This is a genomic window from Streptomyces sp. NPDC021225 (assembly GCF_044332865.1).
Lineage (GTDB): Bacteria > Actinomycetota > Actinomycetes > Streptomycetales > Streptomycetaceae > Streptomyces.
This window is the reverse complement of record NZ_JBIRPV010000002.1, coordinates 487,787-499,214: the sequence shown is the minus strand read 5'-3', so window position 1 is coordinate 499,214 and position 11,428 is coordinate 487,787. Positions and strand designations below refer to the sequence as shown.

General features: G+C 69.8%; 9 protein-coding genes and 1 pseudogene. 1 reads left to right on the top strand and 9 read right to left on the bottom strand.

Translation table 11 applies throughout. The features are described from left to right. Positions 1–18: 18 nt before the first annotated feature. From ACH4S9_RS10390 to ACH4S9_RS10370, 5 genes and pseudogenes are all read right to left on the bottom strand, one after another. Positions 19–150 (bottom strand): ALQxL family class IV lanthipeptide, encoded by a 132-nt coding sequence (locus tag ACH4S9_RS10390; RefSeq protein WP_311727552.1) that lies wholly within the window; start codon positions 148–150, stop codon positions 19–21. Positions 151–216: 66 nt separating this feature from the next. Beyond that, complete coding sequence (locus ACH4S9_RS10385; protein WP_311727551.1) at positions 217–336, bottom strand: ALQxL family class IV lanthipeptide; 120 nt, start codon at positions 334–336, stop codon at positions 217–219. Between the two features lie 44 nt (positions 337–380). Continuing rightward, complete coding sequence (locus ACH4S9_RS10380; protein WP_311727550.1) at positions 381–509, bottom strand: ALQxL family class IV lanthipeptide; 129 nt, start codon at positions 507–509, stop codon at positions 381–383. A gap of 57 nt (positions 510–566) precedes the next feature. Continuing rightward, positions 567–1,499: a lanthionine synthetase LanC family protein gene (locus ACH4S9_RS10375; protein ID WP_398371086.1), complete on the bottom strand. Its 933-nt coding sequence runs from the start codon at positions 1,497–1,499 to the stop codon at positions 567–569. A 40-nt stretch (positions 1,500–1,539) separates the two neighbouring features. Further along, a pseudogene (locus ACH4S9_RS10370) lies at positions 1,540–3,336 on the bottom strand (serine/threonine protein kinase); the annotation flags it as partial. Between the two features lie 305 nt (positions 3,337–3,641). On the opposite strand from ACH4S9_RS10370, the gene ACH4S9_RS10365 reads away from it, so the two are divergent. Next, positions 3,642–4,565, top strand: coding sequence for an NADP-dependent oxidoreductase (locus tag ACH4S9_RS10365; protein WP_385345495.1), 924 nt, complete (start codon positions 3,642–3,644; stop codon positions 4,563–4,565). Positions 4,566–4,813: 248 nt separating this feature from the next. On the opposite strand, the gene ACH4S9_RS10360 is transcribed toward ACH4S9_RS10365, so the two are convergent. The 4 genes from ACH4S9_RS10360 to ychF form a co-directional block, all read right to left on the bottom strand. Continuing rightward, positions 4,814–6,067: an ATP-binding protein gene (locus ACH4S9_RS10360; protein WP_398371084.1), complete on the bottom strand. Its 1,254-nt coding sequence runs from the start codon at positions 6,065–6,067 to the stop codon at positions 4,814–4,816. Between the two features lie 795 nt (positions 6,068–6,862). Beyond that, positions 6,863–8,281, bottom strand: coding sequence for an ATP-binding protein (locus ACH4S9_RS10355; RefSeq protein WP_385345499.1), 1,419 nt, complete (start codon positions 8,279–8,281; stop codon positions 6,863–6,865). A gap of 154 nt (positions 8,282–8,435) precedes the next feature. Then, positions 8,436–9,260: an SDR family oxidoreductase gene (locus ACH4S9_RS10350; RefSeq protein WP_398371081.1), complete on the bottom strand. Its 825-nt coding sequence runs from the start codon at positions 9,258–9,260 to the stop codon at positions 8,436–8,438. 1,049 nt (positions 9,261–10,309) lie between these two features. Then, positions 10,310–11,398: a redox-regulated ATPase YchF gene (gene ychF / locus ACH4S9_RS10345; RefSeq protein ID WP_311727542.1), complete on the bottom strand. Its 1,089-nt coding sequence runs from the start codon at positions 11,396–11,398 to the stop codon at positions 10,310–10,312. Between the last annotated feature and the right edge of the window lie 30 nt (positions 11,399–11,428).

Below are 11,428 nucleotides of genomic sequence, written 5' to 3'. Positions count from 1 at the left end.
ATGGATACGGACGTCAGGTCAGTTGGTCACCGGGCAGGTGACGCCGCAGGTGGCTCCGGTGTCGCAGGTGATCCCCCCGCAGGTCGTGGGCGCGCCCTCCACCTGGCCGGGAGCGGGCAGGAGCTGGAGCGCGTCGGGATCGAATTCCATGTCGTCGCCTTTCCAAAGTGGTTGTCCCAAGGCCGTGCCGGCCTTCCGATCGGACGCCGGGACACGTCAGCCGGACGTCTGGGTGCAGGTGCCGCCCTGGTGGCACGTGTCGGCACAGGTGGCGGTGCAGACGGCGGCGGTCTCCTCTCCCGAGAGGAGCTGGAGCGCGTCGATGTCGATGTCCATGTGCGAGGCCTTTCGGAGGTGAACTTGAGCGGGGTTGCGGTGCGTCACGCGTCCGTACGCCCGCAGGTGCCGTCGCAGGTGAAGCCGTTGCAGCTGCCGAGGCAGGTGAACCAGCAGATGGCGGCGGTCTCCGCGGCGGGGAGGAGCTGCAACGCGTCGAGATCGATGTCCATGTCTCTTCCTCTTCCTCTGTCTCTTGTCGGTCGTCGGAGTGGGTGTGATCACCGAGGTCAGGACCGCGGCATCCAGGGGCGCGGGCCGCCGTGTGCGAGCCTCAGCAGGAACTGGACCGGGCCGCCCAGGCCGGTCTGGTAGTCGGCCCGGAGCGTGGCGCCCGTCTCGTCGGGGATGACGAGCAGGCCGTCCCGAACGGTGTGCCGTTGGTACAGCACACCGGCCAGGTCCTCGGCCCAGCGGCGGTACGGTCCGTCGGGGACCGCCTCCGCGAGGTCGAGCAGGAATTCGCCGTCGCCGGCCAGCCCGTGGCAGGCGGCGGTGGGCGCGGACCAGCGGACCCGGTGGACGGCCGCGGCCGCCTCCTTCGCCAGCTCCAGGCAGGCGTCGTCGCCGGTGGCCGACGCCAGGCTCAGCAGGAACGTGCCGACGCCCGAGGAGCCGCTGCACCAGTGGTAGAGCAGCCCCGTGCCGGGCTCCTGCGCCACGTCGGAGCGCCAGCGGGCGCCCCAGGGACCGCGTTCCGCCTCGGCCACCAGGGTCTGCCCCGCGGCGGTGGCCAGGTCGGCGTACCGCTGGTCTCCGGTCTCGTGCGCCGCGTGCAGCAGGAAGGCTCCGATGCCGGCCACACCGTGGGCGAAGCCGAGATGGCGGGCACCGGCCAGCGCGGAGTCGAAGTCGTCCGGTACCGGCCACACAACCCCCCGTGCCGTGGTCTCCGCGACAGCCACCAGACGGTCCGCGCACTCCACCGCACGCTCCAGGAACTCCTCCCGCCCGGTGCGGTACCAGAAGCGCAGCTGGGCGAGACCGGCTCCGGCGACCCCGTGGCACACGTCCGGGTTGGGCCAGGACACGGGGACGGACAGGGCGAGTTCGGCGGCGCGGTCGGCGAGGCCGGTGTCGCCGAGATGGCGCGCGGCGTCGTACAGCGCCCAGGCGACACCCGAGCGGCCGAAGTAGAGGCCGGGGAAGGACGCGAGGCACATCGGCGCTTGTGGTGTCGATCCATTCGACGACCCGCGCGATCGCGTCCCGCAGGTCGCCCCGGTCCAGCGCTTCGTCGGCGCGGACGAGGGTCCCCAGGACACCCGCCGCCCCGTGCTGAACGGCGCACGGGTCGGCCTTGTCGCCGAAGGGCCCGGCAGGCCACAGCCGCTTCGGCCCGTCGGCCGGGTCCGCCATGGTGCGCAGCACGTACGTGAGCCCGTCGTCGACGAGCCGCAGCCACTCGGCCCGCCCGGGCGGCCGGGTGCCGGTGTCGCGGACGGTCCCTGGCTCGCCCAGGCCGTCCAGGAAGTCCTGGACGCGTCGCACGCTCCAGCGCCGGGCCGGGTCTTCCCGCGTGAGGCCGACCACGGCAGGCGCCAGCAGCCGCGCCGCGGGGCGCTCCGCGGTGACCGCCTCCAGCAGGGAGCGGATCCGTTCGCTGTGTGTGCGGAGATCTGGTTCGTCCGCCGCGAAGACGGGTGCGACACCGGTGGCCACGTAGCACAGCACCGTGCCGAGCGAGTAGAGATCCGACTCCGGACCGAAGGCGGGACCGTAGCGCGGCCCGGCGAACTGCTCCGGGGAGGCGAAGCCGGGAGTCATCGCTCGCGTGATCCACGTTCCGGGGGCGGTGACCCACTCGGGATCGATCAGCACCAGCCGCCGCTCGGGAGTGACCATCACGTTGTTGGGCGTGAAGTCCTGGTAGACGAGACCCTGGCCGTGCACCTCGACGAGCAGCCGGGTCAGGTCCGCCGCGAGCGCGACGGCCTCGGCGGGGACCATTCCACTGTCGTCCGGCGCCTCCACCTCGCGCGTGCGGACCCACTGCGCGAGCGGCTCCCCCGCGACCAGGCCCTCGACAAGGAACGCGTGGCCGTCCTGCTCGAACTCGTGCACCAACTCGGGGCACACACTCGCCAGTTCGGACAGGTTCCGGGCCTCACGGCGCAGCAGCACCCGGGCGTCCTCCCCGGTCAGGCCGCCGCCCACGTGAGCTCTCGCCTGCTTGACGACCACCTCGCGCCCGGTTTTGCGGTCCAGCGCCCGGTAGACACCACCGCGCGCGGAGTGGCGGATCGCCTCGCGCACCTCGAACCGGCCGTCCAGCAGCACCGGCCCGGGCACGGCCGGAGGCTTCGCCGCCCGCCCCGGCGGCCCGGCGAGCGGCAGGGCCGCCCACTCGGGCGGGGCGAACCACGCCTTGCGGTGGTCGGTCACCAAGGTGCCGTCGGGCGCCTCGATCCGCGCCTCGTACGAGCCGTCGTCGGTCAGGACCGGCTTCCCGCGGAACGCCCCGTACCGGTAATGGACCAGGCTGCCCTTGCGGTACGGGCGATCGGAGAGGATCGCCGGCCCCGGCAGGCCGGCCGTAGCCGCGTCGAGTTCCTCGGCCAGCGACCTGAACTGGTCGTCGTCGCGGGGATACGCGGTGATGATCTTGCCGCACTGAGCACGGTCGTAACCGGCCGACGTCATCTCGTCGACAAGCCGCAGACTGCCCGCGAACTTGAAGGAGCAGCCCGCGGCGACGAGCACCTCGGCCGCACGGTGCAGGACATGCGGCACTGACAGCGGTGTCGCCGAGACATGGAGCTTCCAGCCCTGGATCCGCGCCCGGCCGGTCGGCGGACTGACATGGCACCAGGTGTCGGTCTCCTCGACCGTCCACTCGCCCTCGCCCAGTTCGACGAGGACGGAGCGCACGAGGCTGTGCAACGGAAAGGTGAGCACGGGACGGCTTTCTGTCCGGTTCGACGGGAGGGCGTCACCGCTGGTGCCTGTCGGGGTCCACGGCTGAGGCGAGCGGCCCGGGAGGCGGCGCGGCGGCGCCATGTGCATCGTGGCCGCGGAGTGCCGGTGCCGACATCGGGGGAATCCCCACAACCTCGCGCTCGGCGTGGACCCTGCATCCGGGCACAAACGGGTACGACAAGGACACTCCCGCGCCGCCATCCTCGACTGGCCGATTTCGGCCAGGACGCCGCAGCTGCCGTAGCCCGGCAAATGACCCAGCAGGATGGCACGGGATTGGACCAGACATCTGGGATGCTTCGCCCATATCGCCGAAAATGCGATCACAGCCGACGCACATCGACCGCCAGGGCCTTTGCCCGCCGCCCCCCACGCCTGAGGAATCCATGCGAGCCATCACCGTCCAGGACCGCGACGCCGGCATCGGCGGCCTCACCCTGACCGAGCTGCCCCACCCGCACGCCGCCGAGAACGACGTGATCGTCCGCGTGCACGCCGCCGGCTTCACCCCGGGCGAGCTGACCTGGCCCGGCACCTGGACCGACCGGGCCGGCCGCGACCGTACGCCGTCCGTGCCCGGCCACGAACTGTCCGGTGTGGTCACCGAGCTCGGCTACGGCACCACCGGCCTGACCGTCGGCCAGCGTGTCTTCGGGCTCGCCGACTGGGCCCGCAACGGCTCGCTCGCCGAGTACACCGCAGTCGAGGCCCGCAACCTCGCCCCGCTCCCCGCCGACGTCGACCACACCACGGCCGCCGCCCTGCCCATCTCCGGACTCACGGCCTGGCAGGGCCTCTTCGACCACGGCCGCCTCACCACCGGACAGACCGTGTTGATCCACGGCGCCGCGGGCGGCGTCGGCTCCCTCGCCGTGCAGCTCGCCCGCGAGGTGGGCGCCCGGGTGTTCGGCACCGGCCGCGCCGACGACCGGGGCACCGCGTTGGAACTCGGCGTGGACACGTTCATGGACCTGCACGCCGAGCGCCTGGAGGACATCGGCGAGGTGGACGTCGTACTCGATGTGATCGGTGGCGAGATCCTGGAGCGCTCCACGGCGCTGGTGCGGGCCGGCGGCACGCTGGTCACCATCGCGGAGCCGGTCACCGTCCACCCCACGGACGGACGCGCGGTCTTCTTCGTCGTCGAACCCGACCGGGTCCGCCTCGCCGACCTGGCGCAGCGGCTGCGCGAGGGGCGGCTCAAGCCGATCGTCGGAGCGGTACGGCCGCTACAGGAGGCGGCCGCCGCCTTCGCGCCCGAAAAGCGCACCCCCGGCAAGACGATCATCCAGGTCGCCGAAGACGAGTAGGACTGCCAGGCGTGGTGACTGAGCCGCCGTGCTACGTCAGGGGCAGTTGTCCGATGCGAGTCTCGAGTGCGCTCGCATCGGCCGGGAAGGGCCGGTCGACCTGCCGGAAGAGGCCCCGCTACACGTTGAAGCGGAACGTCGGGAACAGCGCAGTCACCTGCGGAAACGGCAAATCCGGCCGGACCATCCAGCGCCGATCCAGCAACAGGCATGGAATCGCTGGGTCACCCCACCGGCCCCACCGCCCGTCAGGGGCTCAGCTGCCACAGGGCGTCCATGGGCAGAGCCCGGATCCGGTCGCCGAACGGCAAGGTCTGCTGCCCCGTATAGAGGACGTAGCCGGCGACGAACCGGTCCCCGAGCAGGTTGGCGAGATTGCGCAGCCCCGAGAGGTCCTCGGTGCGCACGGTGGCCCCGGCCTTGACCTCAATGCCGATCACGTCGCCTCGCGGCGTCTCGATGACCGCGTCTACCTCGACCTTGTCCTTGGTCCGATAGTGGAAGAGGCGGCCTTGCTGCTCGGACCAGGTCAGCTGGCGGGCGAGTTCCATGACGACGAAGTTCTCCAACATGGCACCGGCCGCGCCGTCGGGCTCAGCGAGCCGGGCGGCGTCCTGGCCCGTCAGATGGCAGGCGATCCCGGTGTCGACGAAGGCGAGTTTGCCAGTCCCCACCGTCCTTCCCGTCAGCCCGGAGGTCCAGGCCGGAATGGTCTTGATCAGAAAGACTGAGGTAAGCAGTTCCAGGTAGCGCACCAGCGTGGTGCGGGGAATACCCGAGGCGGTGGCGAGCGCCGCAGGGACCAGCAGCCCTCCAGTCCGCCCGGCAAGGAGACCGAGGAGTTTCAGGATCCCGCCGTGCCGCTCGATACTGGCGAGCTCCAGCACATCACGTTCGACAAGCGTCGAAAGATAGGCGTTGAAGAAAGCGGTCCGGCGCCGGGACGTGCGCTTGACGGCCTCGGGGAATCCACCGACGACCGCGCGGTCCAGATAGTCGCGCTTACGCAGAGCGGAGGTGCGGCTGAGGCCGGGGCCGTGAGTGAACGCCGCGTCGACGAACCGGTCCCGACCGCCGCTGATCTCCCCTTGCGAGAACGGCCACAGTTCGATGACCTCCATACGGCCGGGCAGCGCATCCGGCAGCGTCCGCATGGCAAGGATCCGCGAGGATCCGGTCAGCAGGAAGCGCCCCGGCGTCGGATCGAGGTCGACGGCCACCTTGATCGCACGGAGGAGTTCCGGCGCAAGCTGGATCTCATCGATGAGCATCATCGAGTCGTGCTCGACGAATCCCGTGGGATCGTCCATCGCGGCACGCAGGGTCGCCGCGTCGTCGAGCAGACGCAGGACGGGGTCGCGGCGACGCGCGGCGGTCAGGCGGGTCAAGGTCGACTTCCCCGCCTGACGGGCGCCGTTGACCAGCACCACGCGTGTGTCATCGAGCGCTTCCGCGACAAGGCTCTCGGCATGGCGCCGAACCAGATCATTGCGAGTTGCCATGCATCACAGAGTGCCAGCACAGCCAAGATCAATGGTCATTTAGAGGGACCCCTTGTGGACAAACAGCCGATAGGGCGGCGGGCATTCGGACGGACGATAGCCCATCGATCACTCAAGCGACCAGCAGCTGAAGACCCTGAGCGGCCAAGCAGCTCGGCGAGCAGCTGCCAGGCAACGGGCACGTCACCGCCACCGCAGCTCAGCCCGGGCCGCCCCGCACAACAGTCGGCACGCGAGGACGATGCGGCAAGGTCTGCGTGCCCCTGCCGCGGCGTAGCGCACGACTCCGACAACGCAGCGAGGTGCCGTGCCGGGCGGCGTGGGGGCGTGCCTCACTCCCCCGAGGCCGCTCAGCCACGCCGGCCGAACCAGCAAAAATCCAGCAACCGGAAACCCCGCCCGGATTCAACAAGTCGGACGGCAACGCCCTGACTTGCACAAACACCGCGTCGCATCTCGCGAACCTCGACCTTGAACATTCCGCCGCAACGCACGAATCCAAGCAGCGAATCGCCCCCTGAACTGCGCGAATGTCGATCAGGGGGCGAGCTCGGGGAGGAACTAGACGTTGAAGCGGAACATCGACGACTCCGCAGTGACCTGCGGAAACGTCCCCCGGTGGCGCCCGATCCAGCACGTATCCGGCTGTCGGCGATCGCCACCGTCGCGCAGCTCACGCAACAGCGGCGATGTCCCCGGCGAAACGGCTGCGACGACGGACCGTTCCCAGCAACTGAGCGTACGACCGACTGGCAGCCTCGCGTGGGACCATCCCCGCGCCTCGCAGCCCGCCACTCACAACGGCCAGGCGGTGAGCAAATCGCCGGGGCCGTATGCGGCATCGAGGCCCAGAGAGTCCACGCCGCTTCGCGAGACCGCCATCACCGGAACGGGTTCGTCGGTGAGAGCGGCCCGGTGTCGATGAAGAGCTGCCAGGTCGTGCCGGTCGAAGGGCGACTGCTCCAGCCACTTGATGGAGCCGACGAAGAGCAGCTCCTTGGCAATTGGGGCGCGATCCGCCCCGACGATATCGATCTCGACGTCGTTGGTGCGGGTCCAGTAGCCGCCCACTGCGGGGGCCGCGGGCAGCCGGTCATCGGGCAGTATCCGTGCCAGGGCCTCACGGACAAGGGGCTCGACGGCCCGGCCGCGCCAGCTGGTCCAGTTCTCCCGGATGCGCGCCAGGGTCAGATCGCCCCGCCCCCGCTCGATCTCCTCCATGGACGGGCCGAGCAGATGCAGCCAAAACCGCAGGTGGGGATCTGTCACCCGGTAGCGGCGATCCTTCGACGGACGCAGCGATACGGGCAGCTCCGCGGCGACGATCCGCTTGTCCGTCAGCAGCTCCAGCGCTCGCTGCAGTGGCGTGGCCCCGATTCCGCCGGCCGCACGGGCGATGTTGGTGAAGGTCCGCTCGCCGCTGCCGATGGCCGCCAGCACCGTACGCGCCTGGGCCTGCGGCGGAAATTCGGCAGCCAGCGAGCGCTCGGCCGACACCAGCAGGGCGGAGACCGGATCACTCAGCGCCTCGCCGAGGAAATCCCACAGCCCCGCGCCACGCGGCCACTCCGCGCAGATCAACGGTAGCCCGCCGGTGACCAGCGCAGCGTCGAAAGCTTCCGCCGGATCCAGCCCAAGCATCTGTCCCACCTCGGCGGGGTTGAGTGGTCCCAGCACCATCTCCCGGCCGCGCTGATGGAAGGGTCGCCCGTAGCTGTTCAGCGCCTCCATCATCGACAGATCGGAGCCGATGAGGACCAGCAGCACCGGCTTGGTTTCCAGCACCCGGTCCCAGGCCCGCTGCAGCATCCCCTCAAAGGCGCCACCGGTATCCATCAGGTACGGCACTTCATCGATGACCAGCACGCTCGCCCGGTCAGCGGGCAGCGCCGCAGCCAGCACGTCGAACGCGGCATCCCAACTCTCCGGCCGCGCGGCGGCCACCAGCCCCGCCAACGGCAGCGTCGATGCCTGGGCGTCCCGAGCCAGCCGCGCCAGATCATCCCTGGGGGACGCACCAGTGGCCGCGTAGAACAGGAACGGGGCTCCGGAGTGCTCCGCAAACCGCTCGACCAGTCGCGACTTGCCCACTCGGCGCCGCCCGCGCAACATCACGCACCGACCGGGCCGCTCCCCGCCAACCCCTGCCGCGACCTTCCGCAGCTCTCGCTCCAACGTCGCCAGTTCCTGCCGACGGCCTACAAAGTCCGCCATGCCTACCGACCTCCATCCATGATACTAACATCAACGTTAGCAACATTGATGTTAGTGTGGTGCCTCCCTCCGGCCGTGCGGCACCGGGCCGGTCGTGCCACGCAGGGGCCAAGGCCAGCATCACGGTGCCCGCCAGGGGGAGCCCGCACTTCTCCTACGCCTCGCCAAGGAACTCCCGGGCACCACGGAGCCTGGTGGTCAGGCGAAGCTCAGTAGCGCGGCTGTCGAGGCGCACGTCGAGTGGCCCGGGCAGGCGCGTGTCCGCTCGGCGCCCAGACGGCAGACGGGATGCGTCCAGGCCGTCGCGCCGGGCGATGCGCGCACCGAGGTCGTAACGGCTGAGAGCGTCGGGGCCGGCAAGGTGGAAGAGGCCGGCCCCGTCCGATCGCGTGAGTTCCCACAAGGCGGCGGCCAGGTCCTCGACGTGCACGGGGCAGCGCACGTCGTCGGTGAAGAGAACACCTTCCCCCGTTCCGGCGATCAGCGCGTGCGCCAGGCGTTCGTGTTCGGAATGGCCGTTCCCAATGATCAGCGAGGTGCGGGCGACGGCCGCGTCCGGACACAGGAGCCGCACGGCTGTCTCGGCGGCGGCCTTCGCGGCCCCGTACGGCGTGATCGGGTCTGGGGCGCAGGTCTCGTCGTAGTGGACCCGGCTGCCGGAGAAGACGGCGTCGCTGGAGACGTGCACCAGACGGATCCCGAGCTTCGCGATGGCCATGGCGATGTGGATGGAACCGTCCGCGGTGACCTTCCAGTCCGCCCCGCCGCTGGTCACGTTGATCACCGCGTGCGGCGCCACCACGGTCAGCACCGCCTCCACGCGTACGGGATCGCGGATGTCCAGCTGGTGCCAGGCGGCGGCTGCGGGGTCGCCAGGGCGGGAGTGGAACGTCGCAGCCGTGTCCCAGCCCTTGGCGCGCGCCTCGCGCAGCAGCTCCGTCCCCAAGAACCCGCTGCCACCGATGATCAGCACCGTCATGCCGCAACACGCTAAGGCACGCTGCCTCGGCCTGGAGGGTGAATCGAGAGCCCGGCGCAAAGACGGGCGGTTCGGCCCTACGCAAGACGGCACGAGCATCGTGCGGGAGATGGCGGCGGACGGTGCGCGCTGTGTAACCGCTACCTGCTGGACGAGGCGATCACCGGCAGGACCGTCCGGCTCGGCGAACTCGCGCACATCGTGGGACAGCAGAGCACGCCGGGCTCCCCGCGAGGCCAGAACGAACTCGCCGAACCCGAGCGCAACACTGCGGACAACCTCTACCGCCAAGATCGATGGTCATTTAGACGGACTCCTTGCGGGCAAATAGCCGACAAGGTGGCGGGCATTCGGACGAATGATGCCCATCGATCACTCAAGCGACCGACAGCTGAAGATCCTGAGCGGCCAAGCAGCTCGGCGAGTAGCTGCCAGGCAACGGGCACGTCACCGCCACCGCAGCCGCCCTCAGCCCGGGCCGCCCCGCACAACAGCCGGCACGCGAAGAGTGGGCGGCGCCTCCATCATCGACAGATCCGAGCCGATGAGGACCAGCAGCACCGGCTTGGTTTCCAGAACCCTGTCCCAGGCCCGTTGCAGCATCCCGGTGTGGCCGATGCGGCAAGGTCTGCTGTCCGGTGTAGAGGACGTGGCCGACGACGAACCCCAGCAGGTTGGCGATCGGGGAAGTGGGGTGCGTCCCCGCGTCGTCCGGTGCAGGGCACCTTCCGGCGGTAACTGGGGGAGGCACCCCCTGCCGCGGCGTAGCGGGCGACTCCGACAACGCAGCGAGCTGCCGTGCCGGGCGGCATGGGGGGCCTCACTTCCCAGAGGCCGCTCAGCCACGCCGACCGAACCAGCAAAAATCCAGCAACCGGAAACCCCGCCCGGATTCAACAAGTCGGGCGGCAACGCCCTGACTTGCACAAACGCTGCGTCGCATCTCGCGAACCCCGACCTTGAACATTCCGCCGCAACGCACGAATCCACGCAGCGAATCGCCCCCTGAACTGCGCAAATGTCGATCAGGGGGCGAGCTCGGAGAGGAACTAGACGTTGAAGCGGAACTCCACCACGTCCCCGTCCCGCATCACATACTCCTTGCCCTCCATCCGGGCCTTCCCCGCCGCGCGGGCCTCGGCGACCGAGCCCGTGGCGACCAGGTCCTCGAAGGAGATGACCTCGGCCTTGATGAAGCCCTTCTGGAAGTCGGTGTGGATCACACCGGCCGCCTCCGGGGCGGTCGCGCCCTTCTTGATGGTCCAGGCGCGGGACTCCTTGGGGCCGGCTGTGAGGTAGGTCTGGAGGCCGAGGGTGTCGAAGCCGACGCGGGCGAGGGTGGCGAGGCCGGGTTCGTCCTGGCCCACGGACTGGAGGAGCTCGAGGGCCTCCTCGTCGTCGAGCTCGGCGAGGTCAGCCTCCAGCTTGGCGTTGAGGAAGATCGCCTCGGCGGGGGCGACGAGGGCGCGCTGCTCTTCCTTGAAGGCGTCGTCGGTGAGCTCGTCCTCGTCGACGTTGAAGACGTAGAGGAAGGGCTTGGTGGTGAGCAGGTGCAGCTCGTGGAGGACGGCGGCGCGCTCGGTGCCCTGGACGATGCCGGCGGAGAACAGGGTGCGGCCCTCCTCGAGGATGTCCTTGGCCTCCTCGACGGCCTTGACCTGGGCCTGCTTGTCCTTCTGGATCCGCGACTCCTTGACCAGGCGCGGCAGCACCTTCTCGATGGTCTGGAGGTCGGCGAGGATCAGCTCGGTGTTGATCGTCTCGATGTCGTCCTTGGGCGAGACCTTGCCATCGACGTGGACGACGTTCTCGTCCTTGAAGGCGCGGATGACCTGGCAGATCGCGTCGGACTCGCGGATGTTCGCCAGGAACTTGTTGCCCAGGCCCTCGCCCTCGGAGGCGCCCTTGACGATGCCCGCGATGTCGACGAAGTCGACCGTGGCGGGGAGCTTGCGGGCCGAGCCGAAGATCCCGGCGAGGGTGTCGAGGCGGGGGTCGGGGACGCCGACGACGCCGACGTTGGGCTCGATGGTGGCGAACGGGTAGTTGGCCGCCAGCACGTCGTTCTTGGTCAGGGCGTTGAACAGGGTCGACTTGCCGACATTCGGCAGACCGACGATTCCGATCGTGAGCGACACGTTGGCGACTTCCCGTAACTTCCCGTAGCG